Source organism: Mesorhizobium sp. (assembly GCF_004962245.1).
Taxonomy (GTDB): Bacteria; Pseudomonadota; Alphaproteobacteria; order Rhizobiales; family Rhizobiaceae; genus Mesorhizobium.
This window is the reverse complement of sequence record NZ_SUHQ01000003.1, coordinates 278,723-303,353: the sequence shown is the minus strand read 5'-3', so window position 1 is coordinate 303,353 and position 24,631 is coordinate 278,723. Positions and strand designations below refer to the sequence as shown.

Annotated in this window: 28 protein-coding genes; 18 read left to right on the top strand and 10 right to left on the bottom strand. The window is 61.6% G+C overall.

The window, feature by feature from the left end:
• The first annotated feature begins 88 nt into the window (after positions 1 to 88).
• Positions 89 to 586, top strand: a complete 498-nt coding sequence (locus tag E5X88_RS05140; RefSeq protein ID WP_292158880.1) for a hypothetical protein — start codon at positions 89 to 91, stop codon at positions 584 to 586.
• 96 nt (positions 587 to 682) lie between these two features.
• Here the strand turns inward: E5X88_RS05140 and E5X88_RS05135 are convergent, their stop codons facing one another.
• Positions 683 to 1,612 carry a glutaminase gene (locus tag E5X88_RS05135; RefSeq protein ID WP_292158878.1) on the bottom strand — a complete coding sequence of 310 codons (930 nt, stop codon included), beginning with the start codon at positions 1,610 to 1,612 and terminating at the stop codon, positions 683 to 685.
• 10 nt (positions 1,613 to 1,622) lie between these two features.
• On the bottom strand, positions 1,623 to 2,771 hold the full coding sequence (locus E5X88_RS05130; RefSeq protein WP_292158876.1) for an aminotransferase class I/II-fold pyridoxal phosphate-dependent enzyme: 1,149 nt from the start codon (positions 2,769 to 2,771) through the stop codon (positions 1,623 to 1,625).
• A gap of 170 nt (positions 2,772 to 2,941) precedes the next feature.
• On the opposite strand from E5X88_RS05130, the gene E5X88_RS05125 reads away from it, so the two are divergent.
• The 6 genes from E5X88_RS05125 (at position 2,942) to aat (ending at position 8,463) form a co-directional block, all read left to right on the top strand.
• Complete coding sequence (locus E5X88_RS05125) at positions 2,942 to 4,336, top strand: M48 family metalloprotease (protein WP_292158874.1); 1,395 nt, start codon at positions 2,942 to 2,944, stop codon at positions 4,334 to 4,336.
• A gap of 87 nt (positions 4,337 to 4,423) precedes the next feature.
• Positions 4,424 to 5,227 (top strand): DsbA family protein, encoded by an 804-nt coding sequence (locus E5X88_RS05120; RefSeq protein ID WP_292158872.1) that lies wholly within the window; start codon positions 4,424 to 4,426, stop codon positions 5,225 to 5,227.
• Between the two features lie 302 nt (positions 5,228 to 5,529).
• Entirely contained in the window at positions 5,530 to 5,964 is a 435-nt protein-coding gene (gene aroQ, locus E5X88_RS05115) for a type II 3-dehydroquinate dehydratase (RefSeq protein WP_292158870.1), read from the top strand.
• A gap of 26 nt (positions 5,965 to 5,990) precedes the next feature.
• Positions 5,991 to 6,449: an acetyl-CoA carboxylase biotin carboxyl carrier protein gene (accB, locus tag E5X88_RS05110; RefSeq protein WP_292158868.1), complete on the top strand. Its 459-nt coding sequence runs from the start codon at positions 5,991 to 5,993 to the stop codon at positions 6,447 to 6,449.
• A gap of 18 nt (positions 6,450 to 6,467) precedes the next feature.
• Positions 6,468 to 7,811: an acetyl-CoA carboxylase biotin carboxylase subunit gene (accC, locus tag E5X88_RS05105; protein ID WP_292158866.1), complete on the top strand. Its 1,344-nt coding sequence runs from the start codon at positions 6,468 to 6,470 to the stop codon at positions 7,809 to 7,811.
• A 34-nt stretch (positions 7,812 to 7,845) separates the two neighbouring features.
• Positions 7,846 to 8,463: a leucyl/phenylalanyl-tRNA--protein transferase gene (gene aat / locus E5X88_RS05100; protein WP_292158865.1), complete on the top strand. Its 618-nt coding sequence runs from the start codon at positions 7,846 to 7,848 to the stop codon at positions 8,461 to 8,463.
• A gap of 11 nt (positions 8,464 to 8,474) precedes the next feature.
• On the opposite strand, the gene E5X88_RS05095 is transcribed toward aat, so the two are convergent.
• From E5X88_RS05095 to E5X88_RS05085, 3 genes are all read right to left on the bottom strand, one after another.
• The gene (locus E5X88_RS05095; protein WP_292158863.1) at positions 8,475 to 8,843 is read right to left on the bottom strand and encodes a hypothetical protein; all 369 of its coding nucleotides are present in this window, start codon (positions 8,841 to 8,843) and stop codon (positions 8,475 to 8,477) included.
• 104 nt (positions 8,844 to 8,947) lie between these two features.
• Complete coding sequence (locus E5X88_RS05090) at positions 8,948 to 9,346, bottom strand: DUF2155 domain-containing protein (protein ID WP_292158977.1); 399 nt, start codon at positions 9,344 to 9,346, stop codon at positions 8,948 to 8,950.
• A 339-nt stretch (positions 9,347 to 9,685) separates the two neighbouring features.
• Positions 9,686 to 10,084, bottom strand: a complete 399-nt coding sequence (locus E5X88_RS05085) for an NADH:ubiquinone oxidoreductase subunit NDUFA12 (RefSeq protein ID WP_145714921.1) — start codon at positions 10,082 to 10,084, stop codon at positions 9,686 to 9,688.
• 247 nt (positions 10,085 to 10,331) lie between these two features.
• Here E5X88_RS05085 and panB point away from each other — a divergent pair, with 247 nt between their 5' ends.
• The 3 genes from panB (at position 10,332) to E5X88_RS05070 (ending at position 13,630) form a co-directional block, all read left to right on the top strand.
• Complete coding sequence (gene panB / locus E5X88_RS05080) at positions 10,332 to 11,174, top strand: 3-methyl-2-oxobutanoate hydroxymethyltransferase (RefSeq protein WP_292158859.1); 843 nt, start codon at positions 10,332 to 10,334, stop codon at positions 11,172 to 11,174.
• Positions 11,175 to 11,221: 47 nt separating this feature from the next.
• Positions 11,222 to 12,073: a pantoate--beta-alanine ligase gene (panC, locus tag E5X88_RS05075; RefSeq protein ID WP_292158858.1), complete on the top strand. Its 852-nt coding sequence runs from the start codon at positions 11,222 to 11,224 to the stop codon at positions 12,071 to 12,073.
• Between the two features lie 159 nt (positions 12,074 to 12,232).
• Positions 12,233 to 13,630, top strand: coding sequence for a glycosyltransferase family 39 protein (locus tag E5X88_RS05070; RefSeq protein WP_292158857.1), 1,398 nt, complete (start codon positions 12,233 to 12,235; stop codon positions 13,628 to 13,630).
• 74 nt (positions 13,631 to 13,704) lie between these two features.
• Here E5X88_RS05070 and E5X88_RS05065 read toward each other — a convergent pair whose 3' ends face one another.
• Together E5X88_RS05065 and gatB are read right to left on the bottom strand one after the other, a co-directional pair.
• A complete protein-coding gene (locus tag E5X88_RS05065) occupies positions 13,705 to 14,193 on the bottom strand; it encodes a GNAT family N-acetyltransferase (protein ID WP_292158975.1) in 489 nt (162 codons plus the stop codon).
• Between the two features lie 4 nt (positions 14,194 to 14,197).
• The gene (gene gatB / locus E5X88_RS05060) at positions 14,198 to 15,697 is read right to left on the bottom strand and encodes an Asp-tRNA(Asn)/Glu-tRNA(Gln) amidotransferase subunit GatB (protein WP_292158855.1); all 1,500 of its coding nucleotides are present in this window, start codon (positions 15,695 to 15,697) and stop codon (positions 14,198 to 14,200) included.
• A 241-nt stretch (positions 15,698 to 15,938) separates the two neighbouring features.
• Between gatB and E5X88_RS05055 the strand changes: the two genes are divergently transcribed.
• Positions 15,939 to 16,208, top strand: coding sequence for a DUF6455 family protein (locus E5X88_RS05055; protein ID WP_292158853.1), 270 nt, complete (start codon positions 15,939 to 15,941; stop codon positions 16,206 to 16,208).
• 153 nt (positions 16,209 to 16,361) lie between these two features.
• Here the strand turns inward: E5X88_RS05055 and E5X88_RS05050 are convergent, their stop codons facing one another.
• The gene (locus tag E5X88_RS05050) at positions 16,362 to 16,793 is read right to left on the bottom strand and encodes a CBS domain-containing protein (RefSeq protein WP_126042568.1); all 432 of its coding nucleotides are present in this window, start codon (positions 16,791 to 16,793) and stop codon (positions 16,362 to 16,364) included.
• A 178-nt stretch (positions 16,794 to 16,971) separates the two neighbouring features.
• Entirely contained in the window at positions 16,972 to 17,730 is a 759-nt protein-coding gene (locus tag E5X88_RS05045; RefSeq protein WP_292158848.1) for a rhomboid family intramembrane serine protease, read from the bottom strand.
• Between the two features lie 403 nt (positions 17,731 to 18,133).
• On the opposite strand from E5X88_RS05045, the gene E5X88_RS05040 reads away from it, so the two are divergent.
• The 4 genes from E5X88_RS05040 (at position 18,134) to E5X88_RS05025 (ending at position 21,379) form a co-directional block, all read left to right on the top strand.
• Positions 18,134 to 18,772, top strand: coding sequence for a PAS domain-containing protein (locus E5X88_RS05040; RefSeq protein ID WP_292158846.1), 639 nt, complete (start codon positions 18,134 to 18,136; stop codon positions 18,770 to 18,772).
• A gap of 117 nt (positions 18,773 to 18,889) precedes the next feature.
• Positions 18,890 to 19,507, top strand: coding sequence for a PilZ domain-containing protein (locus tag E5X88_RS05035; protein ID WP_126042574.1), 618 nt, complete (start codon positions 18,890 to 18,892; stop codon positions 19,505 to 19,507).
• Positions 19,508 to 19,901: 394 nt separating this feature from the next.
• Positions 19,902 to 20,510, top strand: coding sequence for a transglutaminase-like cysteine peptidase (locus E5X88_RS05030; RefSeq protein WP_292158842.1), 609 nt, complete (start codon positions 19,902 to 19,904; stop codon positions 20,508 to 20,510).
• Between the two features lie 443 nt (positions 20,511 to 20,953).
• The gene (locus E5X88_RS05025; protein ID WP_292158840.1) at positions 20,954 to 21,379 is read left to right on the top strand and encodes a globin family protein; all 426 of its coding nucleotides are present in this window, start codon (positions 20,954 to 20,956) and stop codon (positions 21,377 to 21,379) included.
• 131 nt (positions 21,380 to 21,510) lie between these two features.
• Here the strand turns inward: E5X88_RS05025 and E5X88_RS05020 are convergent, their stop codons facing one another.
• Positions 21,511 to 21,987, bottom strand: coding sequence for a hypothetical protein (locus E5X88_RS05020; RefSeq protein WP_292158838.1), 477 nt, complete (start codon positions 21,985 to 21,987; stop codon positions 21,511 to 21,513).
• Between the two features lie 215 nt (positions 21,988 to 22,202).
• Here E5X88_RS05020 and E5X88_RS05015 point away from each other — a divergent pair, with 215 nt between their 5' ends.
• From E5X88_RS05015 to E5X88_RS05005, 3 genes are all read left to right on the top strand, one after another.
• Entirely contained in the window at positions 22,203 to 22,460 is a 258-nt protein-coding gene (locus tag E5X88_RS05015) for a DUF1127 domain-containing protein (RefSeq protein WP_292158836.1), read from the top strand.
• Positions 22,461 to 22,752: 292 nt separating this feature from the next.
• A complete protein-coding gene (locus tag E5X88_RS05010) occupies positions 22,753 to 23,331 on the top strand; it encodes an OsmC family protein (protein WP_292158833.1) in 579 nt (192 codons plus the stop codon).
• Positions 23,332 to 23,396: 65 nt separating this feature from the next.
• On the top strand, positions 23,397 to 24,629 hold the full coding sequence (locus E5X88_RS05005; protein ID WP_292158831.1) for an NAD(P)/FAD-dependent oxidoreductase: 1,233 nt from the start codon (positions 23,397 to 23,399) through the stop codon (positions 24,627 to 24,629).
• Positions 24,630 to 24,631: the final 2 nt, after the last annotated feature.

Here is a 24,631-nt window from a genome sequence, read left to right as displayed (position 1 = left end):
CTGTCCAAAGACGGCGCGGGATTTTTCTTGCCCGGCCCCAAGCGGCACCAGGCTCAACCGTGTCCACCCGGGGGCATGGCTCACTGACATGCTTGCCCGCATCACCGACGGTCACCCGATCAACCGGATCGAAAACTCCTTCCACGGGTTTACTGGGCCGCGGACCGGTGAGCACGGCCCCACTTACCTTGTACCGGCGAGCGTGAAGTGGCAAAGCCTCCTTCAAAATTTAGCGAAGGAGTCGAGCGTGAACAAAATCGTCGAAGTTCTTTTGTACACATTGAAATCCGGTACCGGTCCCGAGTTTCACAAAATCATGACCGAAGTCAGCGTTCCGCTTCATAGGAATAACAACATTGATGTTGTCTCCTTTGGAAACTCGCTTCACGACCCTGATGGCTACTACCTCGTTAGGGCCTATGACAGCCTCGACCATCTCAATTCGTCACAACAAGTCTTCTATAAAAGCGATGCGTGGAGGAACGGCCCGCGCACAGATATTGTTGAGCGGATCAGCACAAGCCTGAAATCCGTGCTCGAACTCAACCATGAAGCTGTCGAAGCACTCAGACGAAGCGCCTCGTAACCTCGCGCCGAAAGTCAAGATGATTGAAGGTAGGCTCAGTCTGCCATTCCCGCGCCATCAAAAGGCGCCTCAGGCCGGACGCTTACGGCACATGCGCTATGGCGCGAAGACCGACCAGTTCATCATCTTCGCCAGCCTTTCCAACGCGATCGACCCCAGCCTGGAATTGCCGTTGGCGTTGAGACCGGGCGACCATACGGCAAGCGAGGCCACGCCCGGCACGATCGCCAAAATGCCGCCGCCGACGCCGCTCTTGCCCGGGATGCCGACGCGAAAGGCGAAATCGCCGGAGCCGTCATAGTGGCCGCAGGTCAGCATCATCGCGCCAATGCGGCGGGCGCGCTCAGCCGACACGACGGAATGGCCGGTCGCCGGGTTCCTGCCGCCATTGGCGAGGAAGCGGCCGGCCAAGGCCAGTTGCCGGCAGCTCATGGCGATGGCGCAATGATGGAAATAGACGCCCAGCGCCAGGTCCGGCGCGTGGTTGAGGTTGCCGAAGGATTTCATGTAGTTGGCAAGCGCCAGGTTGCGAAAACCGGTGGCGCGTTCCGAAGCCGCGACCTCACGGTCGATGATGATGGTCTCGTCGTCAGCCAGGAACTGGATGAAGCGCAGGATCTCGCCGATCGCCTCGCGCGGCTGGTGGCCGGCGAGCAGGATGTCGGAAATGACGATGGCGCCGGCATTGATGAACGGATTGCGCGGAATGCCGTTCTCATGCTCGAGCTGGACGATCGAGTTGAACGGGTTGCCCGAAGGCTCGCGCCCGACACGCTGCCACAGCGCATCGCCGACATTGCCGAGCGCCAATGTCAGCGTGAACACCTTCGAGATACTCTGGATCGAAAACGGCTCGTCGGCGTCGCCCGCCATCAGCACGCGGCCATCATTGGTCACGGCGGCAATGCCGAACTTCCTTGGATCGACCTTGCCGAGTTGCGGAATGTAGGTCGCGACGTCGCCGCGATCTGTGCGCTCCGCCATTTCGGCGGCAATTTCGGTTAAAGCCTGTTCGAGTCCCGGCATTCGCGTCCCGTTACCTCAGCCAGCGTTCGATGCGCACCATCGCCTCGACCATCTCATCGTGGCTGCCGGCATAGGAAAAGCGCATGGTCCGATGGCCTTGAAGCGGATCGAAGTCGCGGCCGGGCGTCGCCGCCACATGCGCCTCGGCCAGCATCCTGCGCGCGAAGGCCATGCTGTCGTTGGTGTGCCTGGTGACGTTGCAGAAGGCGTAGAAAGCCCCGTCCATCGGGGCGGCCAGCGCAAAGCCGAGTTCGGGCAGGCGTTTCATCAAAAGCTCGCGGTTCCAGGCGTAGCGCGCCTTCACCGCCTCCAATTCCCCGGTCGCCTTGAACGCCTCGATCGCGGCGATCTGGGACAGTTCCGGCGGTGAGATGTAGAGACTCTGGGCGATGCGCTCCACCGGCCGCACCAATTGTTCCGGCAGCACCATCCAGCCTATGCGCCAGCCGGTCATGCAGTAATATTTCGAGAAGGAATTGATCACCGTCACATCCGGGCCGTAGGCAAGCGCCGTGGTGTCCGGCGCGGCGTAAGCCAGCCGGTGATAGATCTCGTCGGAGATCACGGCGATGCCGAGCTCTTCCGCCGCCATCACCAGCGCCGACAGCTCGTCGGGCGGGATCAACGCGCCGGTCGGATTGGCCGGGCTGGCGAACAACACGCCCTTCAGCTTCTTGTCGCGATGCGCCGCCTTCAGGTGTTCGGCGTGGAGATAGGCGTCACCGTCGAGCTCGATCTCGACGATCTCGATGCCGAGCGCGGCCATGATGTTGCGATAGGCCGGATAGCCGGGCGCGGCGATGGCGACGCGGTCGCCTGGATCGAACATCGCCAGAAACGCCAGGTTGAAGGCGGCCGACGATCCGGTGGTGACGGCGATCCGGCTGGGCGGGACGTCAAGCCCGTAGTGGTCCGCATAGTGCTGCGCGATGGCCTCGCGCAAGCCCGCAAGACCCAATGCGTCGGTATAGCCGATGCGACCCATCTTCAATGCATTCGCCGCCGCTTGCCTGACCCCGGCCGGCGCCGGGTCGGACGGCTGGCCAACGGCCATGGAAACGACCGGCACGCCCCTGGCTTTCAGCCGATTCGCTTCCGCCAGAATGTCCATGGCGTGGAACGGCTCGACTTCGCCGCGACGCGAAAGCGATACAACCATTTGACCTCATTCCTTATCGGCCCCTTGGGTCGGCCCTTGCCGGCTGCCGGCGCCTAAGCTTTGGCGTCCCGCGCCGCACAAATGCCCGATTGATGTGAGGATCACAAGTTCAGTAAAGTTTCAGTGCCGACTTTTCATCCTTCGCCCGCTCGTCTACCAGTGGACCTGCCATGTTGAGCCGACCCAAATCGACGATTGCCAGGGCAGCGCGCGTCTTCGCGACGCTTTCGCTTGCCGCGACGGTTGCTGTAACCGGCACGGTCAGCGCTTTCGCGCAAAACGTGCCGGTGGTGCGCGATGCCGAGATCGAAGCGCTGGTGCGCGATTACGCCCGGCCGATCTTCAAGGCGGCGGGCCTGCCGGAAGACGGCGTCAACATCGTGCTGGTCAACGATCAGAGCTTCAACGCCTTCGTTGCCGGGCGCCGCATGTTCATCAACACCGGCGCCTTGATGACGGCGGAGACGCCCAACGAGATCATCGGCGTCATCGCGCACGAAGCCGGTCATATTGCCGGCGGGCACCAGCAAAAATTGCGCAACCAGCTTGAACGCGCCAAGACGATGGCCATCATCGCGACGCTGCTTGGCGCTGGCGCGATGGTCGCCGGCGCCACCACCAACAGCCGGGGCCTCGCCGGCGCCGGCATGGGTGTTGCGGCTGGCGGCGGCGAGATGGCGCAGCGCAGTATCCTCGCCTATCAGCGCACCGAAGAGATGACCGCCGACCGCTCGGCGATAACCTATCTCAATGCCACCGGCCAATCCGGCATGGGCATGCTGAAGACGTTCGACCGCTTCCAGAGTGCGCTGTCGCTGTCGGGGGCGCAGGTCGATCCCTATCGAATCAGCCATCCGATACCGCGGGACCGCATCTCCAATCTCGAAGTGCTGGTGAAGAAGAGCCCTTACGTCGACAAGGTCGACTCGCCGGCGCTGCAGCAGCGGCACGACATGATGCGCATCAAGATCGCCGCCTATATGGGAGGCCAGGCCGCCGCATCGCGGCTGATGCGCAAGGATCCGGGCAGCCTCGCCTCGCGATATGGCGACGCGCAGACGGCCTATCTTTACGGCAATCTGGCCAAGGCGCTTGCCAAGACCAACGCGCTGATCAAGGAACAACCAAAGAACCCCTATTTCCAGGAATTGCGCGGCGACATCCTGATGAAGGCGAACAGACCGAGGGATGCCGCGGAAGCCTATGCCAAGGCGGTCAACCTCGATCCGGCGCGATCCGGACTGCTGCTGGTCTCTTACGGTCAGGCACTGATGGCCACCGGCACGCCCGATTCCCTGGAGAAAGCGGTGGTGCAGATCAACAAAGGCCTTGGGCGCGACCGGGAAAACACCGCAGGTTACCGCTATCTGGCGCAGGCCTATGGCGAGCTTGGCAACATCCCGGCCGCGGATCTTGCAACCGCTGAGGGCCATTTCTATTCCGGCGCCTACAAGGATGCCAAAATCTTCGCTATGCGTGCGCAAATGAAAATGAAGCGCGGCGAGCCCGGCTGGATCCGCGCGCAAGACATCATAAACTACGCACCATCAGGCAAGAAAAAGTGAACTTTCCGGCCGTGCGCGGCGACATATAGTCGGACCGATCGAGGTCAGACCAATCGGGCCGGAAACCAGGCGAGAGGATCAGGGATAATGAACAAGGCAATTCTGCTGGGCACCACGGGAACGGCGGTCGCTCTCGCCATGCTGGGTTTCGGGTTCGTGACCGGAAGTCCGCAGACGGCAAGGGCCGATGCCGCGCAGATCGCCCAGACGGCGTCCGCCGACACCAAGGTCGACCGGGCCGAAGTCGAGGGTATCATCCGCGACTATCTCTTGAAGAACCCGGAAGTGCTGCTGGAGGCGCAGGAAGCGCTCGAGGCCAAGCAGAAGGAGGCGCAGAAGGTTGCAAGCCTCAACGTCATCAAAGATGCCAAGGATGAGATCTTCAACTCGGCCTTCGACGGTGTCGTCGGCAATCCGGACGGCAAGGTCACCATCGTCGAGTTCTACGACTACAATTGCGGCTACTGCAAACGCGCCATCGATGACATGCAGGCGCTGACGACAGCCGATCCGGACCTGCGCTTCGTGCTCAAGGAGTTCCCGATCCTCGGCCCGGATTCGCAAAAGGCGAGCGTCGTCTCGATGGCGTTCCACCTGATGATGCCGGAGAAATACGGCGAGTTCCACAACGCGCTGCTCGGCGGCCAGGGACGCGCCACCGAAGCGGCGGCAGTCAAGGTGGCGCTTTCGCTCGGCGCCGACGAGGCAAAGCTGCGCGAAAAGATGAAGGACCCGTCGATCGCCGAGGCCCTCTCCAAGACCTATGACCTTGCCAACAAGCTGGCCATCACCGGAACGCCCTCCTATGTGGTCGGCAACGAGGTGGTGTTCGGAGCGCTCGGGCAGGCAGTGCTGGCGGAGAAGATCGAGGCGGCCAAGGCCGCACTCTGATCGACCACGGGTTTCGGCGCAGGCCATTTCCCACCTGTTGTGGACAGCGAAAGAACCCACTTGCGCTCTTTTCGCAGGCGTTTAAGCCCATTATAGAGGCCCAGTGCGCCGGCTGACGCCGGCGCTGATATGGTGGATTTGAAGTTCCTGCTATCTTGGTGGCATCAGCGTTCAGGAACTTCAAATCCACCATATCAGAAATGTATAAGTTGCCAGTGTGGCTTTGAATCCGAAATTCGTTCAAAGCGCTGCTTTGAGGTATTGCCAATTTCGGATTCGCCACACTGGGAAAGGTCGGCATTTTGAAAACGGTTTTCGTCCTGAACGGTCCCAACCTCAACGCGCTCGGCAAGCGCGAGCCAGGCATCTATGGCGGCAAGACGCTTGCCGCGATCGCCGACGATTGCAAGCAGGCGGGTGCGGCACTTGGGCTCGATATCGATTTCCGTCAGTCGAACCATGAGGGCGACCTCGTCGACTGGATCCAGGAAGCCGCCGACAAGGCTGTCGGCATCGTCATCAATCCGGGCGCCTACAGCCACACCTCGATCGCCATTCACGACGCCATCCGCGCCATCGCGCCATTGCCCGTCGTCGAAGTTCATCTATCCAACATCCATGCGCGGGAATCATTTCGCCACGTCTCCATGGTCTCGCCGGTCGCCGTCGGCATGATCTGCGGGTTCGGGCCGCTCGGCTATACACTGGCGCTGCAGGCGCTGGCCGCACGCCTATGATCGGCCAACAAACAGAAGGCTCGAAAATGTCGATAAAGAAGAACGGTGTTGACCAGCAGCTTATCCGCGATCTGGCGGGCATACTGAACGACACCAACCTCACCGAAATCGAGGTCGAGCTGGGCGACTTGAAGGTCCGCGTGTCACGACAGGCGCCGGCCGTGCATGCGGTCGCCGCACCGCAGCCCGCCTACACGCCGCCAGCAGCGCAACCGGCGGCCGCAGTGGTCCCGGCAGCGGCCGACATGTCCAAGAATGCGGTGGCCTCGCCCATGGTCGGCACCGCCTACCTGGCGCCGTCGCCCGACGCCAAGCCGTTCATCGAGGTCGGCCAGCAGGTCAAGGAAGGCCAGACGCTGCTGATCATCGAGGCGATGAAGACGATGAATCAGATCCCCTCGCCCCGTGCCGGCACGGTGACGGCGATCCTGTTCGAAGATGCGCAGCCGGTCGAATATGGCATGCCGCTTGTCGTGATCGAGTAGAGCCGGGAACAGCTGAAAATGTTCCAGAAAATCCTCATCGCCAATCGCGGCGAAATCGCTTTGAGGGTGCTGCGCGCCTGCAAGGAGCTCGGCATCCAGACCGTGGTGGTGCATTCGACCGCCGACGCCGACGCCATGCATGTGCGGCTCGCCGACGAGAGCGTTTGCATCGGCCCGCCGCCGTCGCGCGACAGCTACCTCAACATCCACCAGATCGTCGCCGCCTGCGAGATCACCGGCGCCGATGCGGTGCATCCCGGCTACGGCTTCCTGTCGGAGAATGCCAAATTCGCCGACATCCTTGCCGCGCACAACATCACCTTCATCGGCCCGTCCGGCGATCACATCCGCGTCATGGGCGACAAGATCGAGGCCAAACGCACTGCAAAGCGTCTGGGCATTCCGGTGGTGCCCGGCTCCGACGGCGCGGTCACCGAGGAGAAGGAAGCAAAGCGTATCGCCGCCGGGATCGGCTATCCCGTGATCATCAAGGCGTCGGCCGGCGGCGGCGGACGCGGCATGAAGGTGGCGCGCAGCGAGGGCGATCTTGAAGTCGCCTTGCAGACGGCGCGATCGGAAGCCGGTGCTGCGTTCGGCGACGACGCCGTCTACATCGAGAAGTATCTCGAAAAGCCGCGCCACATCGAGGTGCAGGTGTTCGGTGACGGTGCCGGCCGCGGTGTGCATTTCGGCGAACGTGACTGCTCATTGCAGCGCCGCCACCAGAAGGTCTGGGAGGAGGCGCCCTCGCCAGCGCTCAATGCCGAGGAACGCGCGCATATCGGCGGCGTCTGTGCCAGGGCCATCGCCGATCTCGGCTACTCCGGCGCCGGCACCATCGAATTCCTCTACGAGAACGGCGAATTCTACTTCATCGAGATGAACACCCGCCTGCAGGTCGAGCATCCGGTGACGGAGGCGATCACCGGCATCGACCTCGTGCATGAGCAGATCCGTGTCGCCTCGGGCGGCGGGCTTTCGGTGCGCCAGGAAGATATCCGCTTCCAGGGTCATGCCATCGAATGCCGCATCAATGCCGAGGATCCGCGCACCTTCACTCCGTCGCCCGGCACGATCACCCATTTCCACACGCCGGGCGGCCTCGGCATCCGCGTCGATTCCGGCGTCTATTCCGGCTACAAGATCCCGCCCTACTACGACAGCCTGATCGGCAAGCTGATCGTGCACGGCCGCAACCGCGTCGAATGCATGATGCGGCTGCGGCGGGCGCTTGACGAATTCGTTGTCGACGGCATCAAGACGACGCTGCCGCTGTTCCGTGATCTCGTCGGCAATGCCGACATTGCCAACGGCGAGTATGACATCCACTGGCTGGAAAAATACCTGGCCGAAGAGGATTAGATCCTGAACTTGTATTTTTAGATATGATGACGCGATGACCCGTCCCTACGCGCCAGGCTATCGCATTCCGACCGACCTGCTGCTCAAGGCCTACGCCTCGGGCGTTTTCCCGATGGCTGAAAGCGCCACCGATCCTGAAGTGTTCTGGGTACGGCCGGAAACCCGCGGCATCATCCCGCTCGATGGTTTCCATGCGCCCAAGAGCCTGAGGAAGGTGATCCGGAAAAACCTGTTCGATATCCGTTTCGATTTCGACTTCGAGGCAACCATCGACGGTTGCGCCGAGAGGCGCGAGGAACGCCGGTCGACCTGGATCAATGCGCCGATCCGCGAAGCCTATGTCGAACTCCATCGGATGGGCCATTGCCATTCGGTCGAAGCCTGGCGCGAGGGCCGGCTGGTTGGCGGCCTCTACGGCGTGTCGCTCGGTCGGGTGTTCTTCGGCGAAAGCATGTTCGCCAGGGAAACGGATGCGTCAAAGGTCTGCCTGGTGCATCTGGTCGAGCGCCTGAAGGAACGGCGCTTCGCGCTGCTCGACACGCAGTTCACCACCGAGCACCTCAAACGCTTCGGCGCGGTCGACGTCCCGAGAGGCAGATACGAAAAGATGCTGGCTGACGCGCTGAAAGGCGAAGCTGTCTTTTTTCCCTGATCTGCGCCAGCTTAGCTTTTTGCAGCAGGCTCAAGAGGCGTCTGCGCGTGGAACATCATCTTCCAGCCATCGGCGCGATGGACATAGCCGGTGCTGACCAGCGCTGCATAAGGCTCGCCATTGTCGCGAGTGGCATGGGCCTCATAGGTTAGCATGACAATGTCGCTGCCCGGCTCGATGATCCCCTTGAGCTCTATGTCGAGATCGCGCCAGCGGTTAGGGTCCGTCGCGGTTTCGGCCAGATCGGCGTTGCTCATCGCTTGCGCCATCTGTGGGAAAGCCACCAGGCATTCGGTGTCGGCATTGGCTTTGAAATAGGCAGCGTCGCCCGTCCAGAACCCTTTTTCGAGCTCGAGAAGCTCGCCTTTGTTGGCCATCATGGGACATCCTCCGTATCGCCAGCCATGACCAACGCACGGACAACAGGGCGGTTCCGGAAGATTCAGCGTGCAATCCCGAACAGGGATCCCGTGCGCCTGGCGTTCTAATTGGCCTTGGCCTCGGGCGCCGGCACATCCGACTTCTGCTTGCAGGCCTTCAGCCAGACGTCGTAGACGGCGTGCTCGACGGCATTGAGGCCGGGGCTTTCGGCAAACATCCAGCCGGTGAAGATGCGGCGGATTTTCCGGTCGAGCGTGATCTCATCGACCTCGACGAAGGAATCGGTCTTCGGCTCTTCGGTTTGCGGCCGCGAATAGCAGATGCGCGGCGTCACCTGCAAAGCACCGAACTGCACCGTCTCGTCGATATAGACATCGAAGGTGATGATGCGGCCGGTGATCTTGTCGATGCCGGCGAATTCGGCGACCGGGTTGGTGATGCGTTCCGGTGCCGCAGGTGCCACTGGCGCCTCCGATGCCTCTGGTGCCGCTGGCGCCTCCAATGCCTCCGGTGCCGCTGGCGCCTCCCATGCCTCAGGTGCCGCTGGCACCTCCCATGCCTCCGGTGCCGCTGGCGCCTCCCATGCCTCCGGTGCCGCTGGCGCCTCCTGCGCCTGTGCAACGGCCATGCTGCAAGCGGCAAAAGCGGCGACCGCCGTCAGTCCGCCTATCGAGATTCGGCTGAAAATGCTCATGCAAGGGTCCGGTGGTTTGCGCCCGGGGTGATTCTGTCGCGCCCAAGGCTAGTCGCTGCTGTCAGATCAGCAAGCAGCTAAACGCCAATTGTGGCGATAAAGGACCGACCCGCGCCTCGACTAGCGGTTAGACTCTGGGACGAGCGGTTACGATCCCGGCGTCCAGGCGTCGTAGTCGCCTGTCACCTGCGGGCGGTGCTGATTGGTCAGCACGGAGCCCTTTGGGCGATAGGCGGCGGCACTTCCGGTAAGGTTCGGCTGATGCGGCTTTTGCCACTCGCGTGGCTTGTAGTTGTCACTCGGCGGCGCGGTATCGACGCGGTGGTGCATCCAGCCATGCCAGCCGGCCGGAATCATCGAGGCTTCCGAATAGTTGCTATAGATGACCCAGCGGCGGGTGCGGCCTTCCGAATCGACACCGCCTTCGTAATAGACGTTGCCAGCCTCGTCCTGCCCGACCTTCTTGCCATGCCGCCAGGTGTGGAAGCGCGTTCCCAGCGTCTGGCTGTTCCACCATGTGAAAAACTGCAGCAGGAAAGTTTTCATCCAAGTCCTCTTGGCAAGTCCTCGTGGCAAGTCTCGCGCGACGGCAGCGGCGGCGCCTGTTTCCTGCTTATGGCGTCAGCCTATGGCGAAGGCAAGGGTTTTGCCGCAAGTGCCGCGCAAATGCTGACGGGAAACCGATGCAAGCTTCACGTTTGCGGGGCGCATGCCTTGCCAAGGCTTCCTCGTCTTTCTAAAGCTCTGCGCGCCCGGTGCCGTGTCCAGCCTGGTGACGGTTGAGGAGGTAAAGATGACCGCAGACGCATCCGACCCCGAACTGCGGACCAGCGCCAGCTCCATCCGCCTGCGCAAGGGCGGCGTGCCGATTGTCTGCCTCACCGCCTATACCTACCCTGTCGCTCGCCTGCTCGACGATCACGTCGACCTGCTTCTGGTCGGCGACAGCGTCGCCATGGTTCTCCATGGCCACAAGACCACGCTGGGCGCCTCGCTGGAGATGATGATCGCCCATGGACAAGCGGTGATGCGGGGTTCAGCCAGAGCCTGCGTGGTGGTCGACATGCCGGCCGGAAGCTATGAGGATTCGGCGCGCCAAGCCGTCGCTTCGGCGCGGCGGATCGCCGGCGAAACCGGTTGCCAGGCCGTCAAGCTGGAGGGCGGCGTCACAGTTGCCCCGCAGATAGCGGCGATCGTCGCTGCCGGCATTCCGGTTATGGGACATATCGGCTTGCAGCCGCAATCGGTGGAAAGCGACGGCGGCTACAGGATCAAGGGCCGGACGCAGGAGAATGTGGCGGCCCTTTTTCGCGACGCGGACGCTGTCGAAAAGGCCGGCGCGTTTTCGGTGGTCATCGAAGGCACCGTCGAGACCGTCGCCGCCGACCTCACCCGGCATATTTCAATTCCAACCATCGGCATCGGCGCCAGCAGCGACTGCGACGGCCAGATCCTCGTCATCGACGACATGATCGGCCTGACCGTCGACCGCGTGCCGAAGTTCGTCAAGCAGTATGCCGACCTGCGCAGCACCATATCGCAGGCGGCGGCCAGCTATGCAGCGGAGGTGCGAAGCCGGACATTCCCCGGCCCAGACCACGTCTTTTCCGCCACAGCCGACAAGGGCAAGGCATGAGTGGGGACAAAGCATGAGTGAGGACAGGGCATGAGTGAGGACATGGCATGAGCCGGCCTCACGTCGTCGACAGCGTCGCCGCGCTTCGCGCACAGGTCCGCGACTGGCGTCGTGATGGCCTCGGTGTTGCCATGGTGCCGACCATGGGTGCGCTGCATGACGGCCACATCTCGCTGGTCAGGATCGCGCTCGAAAAGGCCGATCGATGCGTTGTTTCGATCTTCGTCAATCCGACGCAGTTCGCGCCGAGCGAAGACCTCGACAAATATCCGCGCCAGCTCGCCCGCGACCTCGACCGGCTGGCCGAGGTCGGTGCACAGCTCGCCTTCACCCCTGATGTGGCGGAGATGTATCCTGCCGGCTTCGCCACGAGGATTTCGGTCGGCGGGCCAGCCGCCGGGCTGGAATCGGACTTCCGGCCGACCTTCTTCGACGGCGTCGCGACGGTCGTGGCAAAGCTCTTCCTGCAAGCATCGCCCGACTATGCGATCTTCGGTGAAAAGGACTACCAGCAGCTTTGTGTCGTCAGGCAACTCTGCCGCGACCTCGATCTGCCGGTGGAAATCATCGGCGCGCCAACGGTACGCGACGCGCGTGGCCTCGCCATGTCGTCGCGCAACGCCTATCTCGGCGAAGCCGAGCTCGAGGTTGCGCGCAACCTAAACGTCGTCTTGCGCCAGACGGCGGCGGCACTCGCGGCAGGCAGCGACGAAGGCAGCACGACCGCCGAGGCCAGCCGCGCGCTCGTCAAGGCTGGCTTCGACAAAGTCGACTATATCGCCGCGCGCGAGAGCCTGACGCTCGCCCCTTGGCGGAGAGACCGTGACGGACGCCTGCTCGCAGCCGCCTGGCTGGGCAAGACCAGGCTGATCGACAATGTGGAGGTTCCTTCCGCTTAGTTTGGGGGGCCTCACCTGCTCAATCCCCGACAAAAATTCGGAACACCGGGCCGGTTCCGTTACAATTCGGCCAAAATCATGGTGCGATCCTGCGCGCTCCAGGGGCGCAGCATCATGCACGGCTGGAAAGAGAAGGGTTTCTGGCGCGGATCCTCAGTCTTGATACCGACACATGTCGAGCGGTTGCTCCCCCATCTGTTGCTGCTTGCATTGATCTGCATCGCGGTCGTCTTCCGGCCGCTCCTGCCTGTCGATGAAACGCGATATCTCAGCGTCACCTGGGAGATGTATCTGAGCGGCCAGATCTTCGTTCCGACGATGAATTTCGCGCCCTATCTGCAAAAGCCGCCGCTGCTGTTCTGGCTTATCGACCTGGTGTGGGGCATTTTCGGCGCAAGCCGGATTGCCGCGATGCTCGTCGTCTTCGTCGCCTCGTCGCTTGTCATCTGGCTGACGACGCAACTAGCAAAAACCCTGTTTCCCGAGCGCGACGACATCGTAAGCCGTGTCCCCTGGCTCGTCGCCGGAAGCACCGTCTTCGTCATTTATTCGACCCTGATCCTATTCGACATGCTGCTGACGGTTTTCGTGCTGGCCGCGCTTTTGTCCTTGCTTGCCTTTGCCAGGAGCGGCAACCGTTGGCACGCCGTGCTGGCGGGATTGTTCATCGGACTGGGTGTTTTGACGAAAGGTCCGGTGGTGCCTATCCATGTCGGCGCCCCCATCCTGCTCTATCCGTTCTGGCGCGATCGGCAGGCCGGGCTGACAACGCCGAAATTCTTCGCCGGGGCCAGCCTGGCAATTCTCGCCGCATTGATTCCGGTGGCGATCTGGCTGGTGCCGGCGACCATCCTGACGAGAGGCAACTTCGTCTACGACCTTGTCTGGAACCAGTCGGCAGGGCGTGTCACCGGCAATCTGCACAACTCCCATAGCCGGCCGTTTTATTTCTATGCCGTGCTAATGCCGATCATGCTCATACCGTGGATCTTCATACCCGAAGTGTGGCGGCTGAAACTGGGCGCCCGGATACGTGGCCTGGTCGATACGAGATCGCCGGACCTGCGCGCGTTGCGCCTGCTGTCGCTCTCGTTCGTTGCGATTTTGCTCATTTTCAGCGCGATATCCGGCAAGCAGCCTCACTATATGGTGCCGACGTTGCCATTTGTGGCCATCCTGTTCGCGTATTTCATGGCGGAGATTCCGCTCGCGAGGCTTAGAAACCCGGCCTTCGTGCTGCTTGCCATTTTCGGCATCGGCCATGCCATAGCATCAGCGACCGTCTTCAAACGCGACGATCTCAAGCCGCTGGCCAGCTTCATCGACGAGCGAAAGGATGCGGACTGGGCTGTCGCCTTCGACTACCAGGACGAGGTCGGCTTCCTTGCCCAATTGCAAAAGCCGTTTGAAACCACCGACCATCCCGAGGAATGGCTTCGCTCCCATCCTGGCGGCTATGTCATTGGCAAATCCAAGGCCCCTGCCGCGTCGGAGCAAACTGCTTTCAGCCTTCGCGTGGAGCGAGGCTATCTTGTCGTCCTCAAGGGCCAACACTGACGACGTGGCACCCCGCAACCGACCGGCGCAGCCCGTGCAACGCAACTGACCGGGACGTGCCCGGGCAGCCAGACCTATCCGATCGCCTTCTCGAAAATCAGTGCCGGCAGCCCTGAGCCGCCGCCACAGTCGGCGGTGTTGCCGGCGGGTAAAAACCCTTTCGCGCGGTAGAAGGCGACGGCCGGAGCGTTTGCCTCTTCCACTTCGACACGCAGTGTCCGCGCCTCCGGAAAGCTGGCCTCGACCTCTTCCAGCAATGCCTGGCCGATCCCTTGCCTCTGGCAGGTCGGATGCACGTAAAGCTGGTTCAGCATGACGATCTTGGCATCCGTGGTGGCTGCGGCGAAAGCCATGCCGCCGATGCGCTTGCCGTCGTCCGCCACCAGGAATTCGGAATTCGGCCGTGCCAGCCGCGCCTTGAGCGAGGCGATCGAATGCCATTCATCTGATATCTCGGTGACTTTGGCGGCACCATAGATGCTGTCGTAGGTGGCGTGCCAGGTTTCAACCAGCAGCGCGCGGACCGCGGCAAGATCGCGCTCGCCGGCGGTGCGGACGAACATCATCCTATTCGATCCCGAGCTTGGCCTTGACGAGGTCGTTGACCGCTTGCGGGTTGGCCTTGCCGCCCGTCGCCTTCATCACCTGACCGACGAACCAGCCGGCCATGGTCGGCTTGGCGCGCGCCTGCTCGACTTTGTCCGGGTTGGCTGATATCACCTCGTCGACCGCCTTTTCGATGGCGCCGGTGTCGGTGACCTGCTTCATACCGCGGCTTTCGACCAGCTGGCGCGGATCGCCACCCTCGTTCCAGACGATCTCGAACAGATCCTTGGCGATCTTGCCGGAGATGGTGCCTTCCTTGATCAGGTCGATCACAGCGCCAAGCTGATCGGGCGAAACGGGAGCATTTTCAATATCTTTGCCGGCTTTGTTCAGAGCGCCCAGCAGATCGTTGATGACCCAGTTGGCGGCGAGCTTGCCGTCGCGACCAGCGGCCACTTTCTCGAAATAGTCGGCGATCGCCTTTTCCGACACCAGGATCGAGGCGTCGTAGGTCGACAGGCCGAGCGAGGAGATCAGCCGCGCCTTCTTGTCGTCCGGCAGTTCAGGCAGATCCTTCGCCAGCGCGTCGACATAGGCCTGGTCGAATTCCAGCGGCAGAAGGTCCGGATCCGGGAAATAGCGGTAGTCGTGCGCCTCTTCCTTGGAGCGCATGGAGCGCGTCTCGCCCTTGTTGGGGTCGAACAGCCGCGTTTCCTGGTCGATCTTGCCGCCGTCCTCCAGAATGGCGATCTGCCGGCGCGCCTCGTAGTCGATGGCCTGGCCGATGAAGCGGATCGAGTTGACGTTCTTGATCTCGCAGCGCGTGCCGAATTCGCCGCCGGGCCGGCGCACCGAGACGTTGACGTCGGCGCGCAGCGACCCTTCGTCCATATTGCCGTCGCAAGTGCCGAGATAGCGCACGATGGTACGCAGCTTGGTGACATAGGCCTTGGCTTCGTCGGCGGAGCGCATGTCGGGCTTGGAGACAATCTCCATCAGCGCCACGCCGGAGCGGTTGAGATCGACATAGGACATGGTCGGATGCTGGTCGTGCATCGACTTGCCGGCATCCTGCTCCAGATGCAGGCGCTCGATGCCGACCTCGATGTCCTCGAATTCGCCCTGCCGGTCAGGGCCGACCGAGACGATCACCTTGCCCTCGCCGACGATCGGCTGCTTGAACTGCGAGATCTGATAGCCCTGCGGCAGATCGGGATAAAAGTAGTTCTTCCGGTCGAAGACCGACTTGTGGTTGATCTCGGCCTTCAGCCCGAGACCGGTGCGGATCGCCTGCTTGACGCATTCCTCGTTGATGACCGGCAGCATGCCCGGCATCGCCGCATCGACCAGGCTGACATTGGCGTTGGGTGCGGCACCGAAAGCCGTCGACGCGCCGGAGAACAGCTTTGCTTCCGAGGTCACCTGCGCGTGGACTTCGAGGCCGATGATGATTTCCCAGTCGCCGGTGGCGCCTGATATCAGGCGTTTGGCGTCGGGCGTGCGGGTGTCGATTAGGGTCATGGCGATCCAGATAGTTGTTGTTCAAATTGTCTGGCGTTGTCGGCCGATAAAATCAACCGTTCGCTAGATCAATCGGCCGGAACTGGCAAGGGAGGCCCTGTTGGCCGAGATCTCCCTGTTGACCCAGTTCCCTCTTGTTGACCCAGATCCCCCCTGTTGACCCAGATCCCCCTGTTGACCCAGATCAATGTCACCGACCCCTGACATGGCAATGATTGCGGGGGAGGCAGGAGTGACCGACATGAGTTTTCTCGACTACTTGATTTCAGTCGACGCCAGAACCGCATTGATGGGTCGCATGATGCAGAAGCTGGGCGTCGACCGGCAATTGAAAACCATACCCGACCACGAAGCCGTCACCAGCCGCGCCGTCGACCGCTGCCGTTCGTGCGGCCATCAGGACGAATGCGCGGTTTGGCTCGACGAAAACGAGCAACCGAACGATCCGCCGGACTATTGCCGCAACCGTGACCTGATCGCACGGCTGCAACATGCGGCCGGCCTACGCTAAAGTATGTCGGCCAAAAGCATGGCCTCGGTCTTGAGCCGAGGAGTGCAGCGGGTTGGGGTAATGACATGCATGAAAAGAACTCAAAGCGCGTCGCATGAATCCGTTCAGAAGCGACGCGCTTTAGACCGGCCGGCCGGTTGAAGAAACAGGCCGTCAGGCCGTCGCGATATAGGCCCTGATCTCCGCGGCCTCGCGCTCGACATCCTCGATGCGCCGCTTGACCACATCGCCTATGGACACGATGCCATCGAGCAGGCCGTCTTTTTCCACCGGCAGATGGCGGAAACGGCCACTGGTCATGATCTCCATGACCTCGTTGACAGTGTGGTTCTCATTGCAGATCTTCACTTTGGGCGTCATTGCCGAACGCACCGCTATATCCAGTGCGGCGGCTCCTTCCCTGGCGAGGACCCGCACGACATCGCGCTCTGAAAGAATGCCGACGATCTTGTGGTCACCATTGGTGATGACCAGCGCACCGATCCTGTGTTCGGTCAGGATGCGAATGGCCTCGCTCAGCTTTTCGTTCGGCCCGAGCGTCAACACATCATGGCCTTTTTGCTCGAGAATTGCCTTAACAGTCATGGCGTCCTCCTCAGTCTTACTTGCCGGTTCCTGCCCTGACCGGCTTAGTGCCAGACATCGTGCGCCGCGATCGATCGCATTTCAAGTGCGGCGCCTCAATGAGCATCGCATGTCGTTGTCGCAAAACCGCCGCACACCCTCGGTTCAAGACCGAGGGCATGCTTTTGGGCGACCTGCTTCAGGCCATGAACTCATCCGCCTGCTGCCGCCGATCGAAAGCGCGCAGGCCGAAGAAGCCGGCGACAAAACCGCCAATATGGGCCTCCCAGGCGATCTGGCTGTCCATGCCGGGCGCGAAGGCCATGAGGCCGGTGACGAGATTGATCACCATCCAGATGGCGAGAAAGGTCACAACGCCGCGCGAGCGGAACACCGCCGCCATCGGCAGCGGCGCGCCGGCGAAGGCGGCTTTGCCGGACGAGCGGTCGATGCGGAAGCCAAAGCGCGCGGCGGCCCCCATCATGCCGGAAATCGCACCCGACGCGCCGACCAGCGGCGCCTGGCCGAGCGGATGCAAGGCCCAGAACAGCACCACCGCCGCCAGCCCCGTCGCGGCGAAAAACAAGCCGAAACGAAGCGCGCCGAAGCGGTTCGCCAGCGGTGAGCCGAAAGCCGCCAGCCACACCATGTTGATGGCGAGATGGGCAAAGCCGCCATGCAGGAAGGCATAGGTGAAGGGGCTCGAAAACGCATAGAAATCGAGATCGAAGCGACCGGAATAGCGGATCGGAATGAAGGCGGTCCGGATCAGCAGGGAGAAATCCTGGTCGTCGGTGAGCCAGTAGAACCGGATCAGGTGAACGACGACGCAGATGCCGATCACCGCCAGCACGACGGGTGGCAGGTTGAACACCGGCTCGCGGCGCCGTTGCGGCTCTCGGCCGAAAGGACCGCCCTCGCCCTGCTCGATTTCCGATGGGCTTGCTGGTTCGCTCATATGCCTTGCGCTCGGCCGCTGGATTCGACTTCGCGAGCATGTAGGCCATGGTCAAACGAATCACAAACAGCGAATCGCCCACCCGAATCAAAATTGGGCGCGAATCAAAAAGAAGCCGTCCAAGGTTTCCCTTGAACGGCTGGTCGAGCACCCTGCTCCCCAAACTCTTGACTGAACTGCTGCCGATCGCTGCGAAACGACCACTTCTGGAGTGGTTTTGGCGTGCCACGGGCTTGGGCGCGGCGCAACGTAAACCACTTGTTAACCTTAACGACCCCCACCCGTGAACAAGTGTTAACGATGCTGGCACGCATCCTGCTCCGCAACGCATGTAGGTCCTCGGAGGGCGCCCTTCTGTTCACCGATGGGACATCAGACGACAGATTGCGCGGAGCAGCATAGCATGAACCAGAACGGATCGATCACGCTGTTCCATTATTGGAACCGGCTGCGTGACGGGCGCCCTGCCCCGAAGCGTTCGGAAGTCGAACCGGCCGACATCAAGTCGCTGCTGGCCGACACGTTTATCCTGGAAAAGGATACGCGCGGCGAAGCGGTATTCCGGCTCGCCGGCACCAGGCTTTGCGCGGCCTATGGCCGCGAGCTCAAGGGGTTTTCCTTCCCGTCGCTGTGGCGAGAGAAGGACCAGCGGCTTGTCTCAAGGCTGATCCACGGCGTCCTGGACCAGAAATCCGTGGTGCTCATCACCTATGAAGGTTTCAGCCGCAACGGTCGCACCAGCAAGTTCGAACTGCTCGCCCTGCCGCTCGACGGCGGAGTCGAAAATCCGCGCTGCCTCGGCGTGATAAGCGCCGCGGAAAAACCCTTCTGGCTGGGCGCGGATCCGATCGTCGACGCCTTGATCGATTCGATCCGCGCCGTCGATCCGGAGAAGGAGCCGATATTCCCCAAGAACCGTCCGGCCATCGACGTTCCCTCGCTTGTCCCGTCGGAACTCGATCCGCCTGAAACGATTTCGGCGCTTGGCCACGCGCGCCGCATCCGCCATCTGGTCGTATTCGACGGTGGGCGCGGGGAATAATCCCAAATCCTAAAGTAACGGTGGCGGGCTTTCCCCTTTGTTAACCTGCTTTGCTGTAATTTTCTGACGAAGTTCCTCGCATCAACGCGCGGGATGCCAAACGGGGTGTAGGCAGTCATGAGGTCAGCGGCGGTCGACACCGCGCCGTCTCGAGCTGAAAGGCGCAACTTTCAGCGCGTCCGCGTGAAGATCTATGGACGCTTCATGTTGGAGGATCGCACCGAACATCCGTGCCAGGTGGTCGACATGTCGCCGGGCAATGTGGCACTTCGCACCGAGCGCATCGGCATGCCAGGCGAGAAAATCATCGCCTATATAGATCACATCGGCCGCGTCGAAGGCGTTGTCACCCGCATCCTGCAAGATGGTTTCGCGATGACGGTCATCGCGTCGGAACGCAAGAAGGACAAGCTTGCCGCGCAATTGACCTGGCTTGCCAACAAGCACGAGCTCGATCTGCCGGAAGACCGCCGTCACGAACGCGTGGCGCCGCGCAATCCAAGCAGCGTGCTTCAGCTCGCCGACGGTCGCCAGTACCAGTGCCGCATCATCGACCTGTCGCTTTCGGGCGCCGCGGTCGAAATCGACGTCAAGCCGGCAGTCGGCGTCCAGGTCATGCTGGGCACAATGCGCGGCCAGGTGGTGCGCCATTTCGAGGAAGGCGTCGCCATCGAGTTCGCCGTCATCCAGCGGCCAGAGACGCTCGATTCCGAATTCAACGCACCCGGCGTCTGACAAACAACACATTGCCTTAGTCGAACCGGGGCCTTAGTCGAACCGGGCCTTAATCGAACCGGGCCATTTGCCAGGGCAATCGATTCAGACAAATGATGGCGTGCAATTCGTGTGAAGGCGATCGATTGTCGATGTCGGCGCCGTCCCTTGTAGCTGTTCGCAGATGGAAGGGGCAGCGCAAGCTTGAAGCGATTGCCCGGCCCGTTTCGGCCGGCTTTCTGGCGAACCCGCACCGGCCGACACGGCTTCGCGAAAAGCGCCTCAACAATTTTATACTGAAATGATTCAAATTTTATGTTTATTCTATAGGCGTTTTACTTAATATCTACTTCGCGCTTTTGCGTCGAATAAATCCAATCGTGTCATTGTCTCCTCAAACGGGGAGACTGGAACGATGACGAAGACGAGGGGCAAGCTGTTGCTCTTGGCAATGGCGATGCAGTTTTTCGCCGTGGGGGTGGCGAACGCAGCGGGATCTGCCTTCATGCATACCGGCAGCCGCACCACCCAGCCGGTCGGTCATTACGAGCTCTGTCAGCAGATCCCGCGGGAATGCAATGAGCGGACGCCGAAGCAGGCGCCGGTCGAGCTGACCCGCAAGCTGTGGGCAAGGATCGTGAGCATCAACAATTCGATCAACAACGAGATCGCGCCGCGCACCGACATGGAACTGTGGGGCAAGGAGGAAGTCTGGTCCTATCCCGACAGCGGGTTCGGCGACTGCGAGGACTATGCGCTGGCGAAGCGCCGCGCGTTGATGAGCATCGGCGTTCCTGCCGGCGACCTGCTGATGACGGTTGCGCGCCAGCGGAACGGAGATGGCCATGCGGTGCTGACCGTGCGCACCAGCCTCGGAGAGTTCATCCTCGACAATCTGGAGTCCAAGGTGCTGTCTTGGACCGACACCGACTACACCTACCTGAAGCGCCAATCGAGCCAGAATTCGGGCGCTTGGGTCACGATCAACGACGGCCGCTCCGACGCGGTCGCCAGCGTCCGCTAAGGACGCGACGTAAAAACCCGGTCGAGTCCCCACCCTCCCCGTCCCAACGACCGGGTTTAGGAGCCGGCCCCGTCCCCGGGCCGGCTCCACCGTTTCAAGCGGCACCGGGATCCTGATGGGTGACAATCCGACGTGCGCGTTGAGAATGGCGGAAGATGACCGGTGCGGACGTTGGTCCGATTGCGACAAGTTCAGCGCGCGATGAGCTTCGGCCGTGAACCGCCATGCGATGAAAATTCGAGGGATTTGTGATCAGAGGTCACTTCGAGAGGTTTCCGGACACCGCCAGGACACAGAAGGGATCGAATACAACCGAGCGCAAACTGAAACCAAAATTGAGACACAACTGAAACACATCGATGCGACAGGCGACATCCACGCGAAACGTTTTGGGGGGATGGTCGAGCCTCGCCCAGGCTAGGAGCACCCTAGGAGAGTCGCCGATGACACCCGACCAGATCAGACTTGTTCAGGATAGTTTTCGCGAGGTCCTCCCGATACGCGTGGCCGCCGCCGCTCTGTTCTATGAACGCCTGTTCGCGATCGACTCGAATCTTCGCGCCCTGTTTCTGGCCAGCGACATGCCCAAGCAAGGCGCAGAGCTGATGGCGAGCCTGGGCTCCGTCGTGCGCGGACTGGATCGTGCCAGCACTGTCCTCCCGATCGTACGCGAGCTCGCCAAGCGTCACGCGGCCTACGGCTTCAAGGAGCATCATTACCCGATCGTCGGACAAGCGTTCATCGACACGCTGGCAGCCGGCCTCGGCACTGCCTTTACGCCGGCGGTCCGCGAGGCTTGGGAGGCGGCCTACGCGTTGCTAGCCAGTGTGATGATAGCGGCTGCCCACGAGGATCAGCTCGCAGCGTGACTTGTACAGCCGTTAGCTATCACCCGTTGTCTTCGCATAGGCTGCAGCCAGATCAGTGGTCGCAGTCGTGGCTATGACGCCTTCCTGACCGTTTCGTCGATTGCCGAGGCAAACAGGCCAAGCATCTCTGATCATTGCCTGATGAACGCGCCCGTATAGGTCTGGCCGGCAAGTGTGTAGGTTCCGGACAGGGTTCCGTCGGGGAGCATCATAAAGGTGGCATCTGCGCCATTCGGCAGACGCTCAAGCTTCAACGTGTTCCCCACGATTTTCCCGGTGCCATCGGCTACGCCCGGCCTGTTGTCGGCCAGATCTCCCCAGGCATAGGTGACCGCCACCTTTCCTTTCGGAGAAACCGTCTGCACAGCCAGTTTGCCTTCGTACATGCCCTCCAGCCGTCCGGCCCATATACCCGAAAATGCAGCGTACTGTGTGGGAACGCCCTTGCTAGGAGGGGTGATCGTCACCGATTGATCAATCACTGCCGAGCTGGAAGGAAGAGCAACAGGACCCAAGGCAGGTTCGGGAGCAGCAGGCGGCAGTGCCTCAGGAGCCGATTGGCATCCAGCGAGTGCTAATGCCGCAAGACCAAGCATCGCGTTCCGCATCAAATCCTTCCCTTCGCTACCCCAAAGCCGCATCCCCCTCTGCGACGCGCTCTTCGCTTGAGGATCACCAGGAGCCTATCCAATGACAGACGCATCCGAAAGCCCGCTGGTCGGCCCAAAATTCGACGCATGATCAAACGCTCATTCCCCTGATCCTGTCGCAATCTTCTCCCATCGACGGCGCGAATGGTCGCGTCGCGAGAATGGAGACAAAGATGACCACTATCGATCACGCAAACTATTCCGCCTCGAGGGACAGGCTCGACGCGATCGGCTTCGCCAAATCGGCGATCCGCCTAGCCTTCCGTGCATTGAAGATGCGCAGCGCGCGAGTCGCGCTGCATTCAATGCCCGACTACCTGCTCAAGGACATCGGCATCGGCCGCTCAGAGATCGATCATATCACGTCCATGCGGCTTACAATTGCCAACAAAAGCGATCGTTTGAACGCGAATGATGCCGATCCGCGTTGACCCGGCCTGCTGACAGGCTCGACCGATGGACGCGAGAGGTTGCCCTGAAGTCGAGCCTGGGCCTTCAACACAAGAATTGCTCGACCGCGCAATCCCTGGCGGTCCCATCGCCGGGGATTTGGGGCTTTGAACAAAGCCCACGTCTCGCAAATCGTTTCGTCGCGCGTGGAAGCATGTGGATCATAGCAATTCCATGGCAAATTCCACGAACGCAACCACCCTCGTTCAAACGAAGCGCCGTCACAAGGAAGCGGTCCGGCAAATTCGCCGCACTAATCACTTGGAGAAGACGATGCAACACACCACCAAGGCCTCAAGACCACCGTTGAACGGCGTCGACACGCCGAACCTTCTGGCAACGATCAATTTTGTCGCCGGCCAGCCTGAATTGGCCAAGTTCCAGTTCCGCGCCCACAACGAGTGGGTCGAAGGCACCCACAGCAAGAGCGTCATGCTGGGCTTCCACGGCGCCGGCCAGGAACAGAAGCATGCCAAAGCCTATTACGCCGACAGCGACCACCCGGCCGTGCTGTGCGGCGCCGATCACGGCCCCACCCCGGTCGAATGGCTGCTGCATGCGCTCGCCAGCTGCCTGATGTCCGGCGTGGCGAACATAGCTGCCGCCAGAGGCATCAAGCTGACCAAGGTGCAGTGCTCCGTCGATGGCGACATCGATCTGCGCGGCATCCTCGGGATTTCCGACGAGGTTCGAAACGGCTTTCAGAATATCGCGGTGGCGTTCGAAATCGAGGGCGATGCGCCGTCCGAGAAGCTTCAGCAACTGGTCGAGCAGGCACGGGCACGGTCCGCGGTCTTCGACGTGCTGACGAACGGTGTTTCCGTTTCGGTCGGTGTCAAAACCATCCAGTGATCCACCCGGAAAGACGGTTCGGACGGGGGTCTGAACCGTCGTCCTCCAAAGCTGATGGAAACAATATGGAACACGCTGACGTTGTCATCGTCGGCGCTGGCCAGGCGGGCATCGCCTTGAGCCATTGCCTTCGAAAACGCGGAATCTCGCATGTCGTTCTGGAGCGCGGGCGCATTGGCGAACGGTGGCGGTCCTCGACATGGCGTTCGCTCCGCCTTTTGACGCCCAATTGGCTGAACTCGCTGCCAGGCTCCCCCTATTGTGGCTCCGAACCCGACGGTTACATGACGCGCGACGCGTTTGTGGAAACCCTGGTCGGCTATGCCCATCGATCGCAAGCGCCGGTGCGCTCGTACGTCGATGTCTTGTCGTGCGAACAGGATGGGCAAGGCTTCAGGCTGAGGACGACCGCAGGCGACTGGTCGGCGAAAGTTGTCGTTGTGGCCACCGGTCATTGCGATGTGCCAAGCATGCCCTTCCCGCCGCATGCCGGCGCGGATCAACCGGTCAGCATCCACGCTTCGCAGTACCAAAGTCCCGACGAGCTTGCATCGGGCGGCGTGCTGGTTGTCGGCGCATCGTCGTCGGGCATCCAGATAGCCGACGAGCTGCGACGCAGCGGCAGGCGCGTAATCCTGTCTGTCGGCAAGCACACGCGTTTGCCGCGCATCTGGCGAGACAAGGATATCTTCTGGTGGCTCTACCATATGGGATTCATGTCCCAGCGGCTGGACGAATTGACAGATCCCGACAGCGCCAGGCGACAGCCTTCACTTCAGCTTGCCGGTCGGGCGGATCGCTCCAATGTCGATCTGGCGACCCTTCAGGGCATTGGGGTCGAACTCACCGGGCGGTTGAGCCACATCTCGAACCGGACAATTGGCTTTGCCGATGATCTCGAGGACAGCATCACGGCGGCGGATGCCAAGCAGGAGCGGCTCCTTCGCCAGATCGACCAGTTCGCAGGTCACAAGTCCATGGGCCTCGGTCCTGCGCCGGTCAAGGTGCCGACAACCTGCCTCAAGCGCCTGTCGTTCGCGAACGGCATCATCGGCACCATCATATGGGCGACCGGCTACAGCCGCTCGTTTTCATGGCTGAAACTACCGGCCTTCACCGCCGATGGCGAACTGGCCCACAAGGACGGGATCACGACCGTCGCCGGCCTCTACGCGCTCGGCTTCCGCTTTCTGCGCAAACGCGATTCCAATTTCATTGGAGGCGTTGGCGCGGATGCGGAAGCGATCGCCGCTCATGTCTCACACTATCTCGGTCACAGCGGCCTCAAGGCAGCATAAGG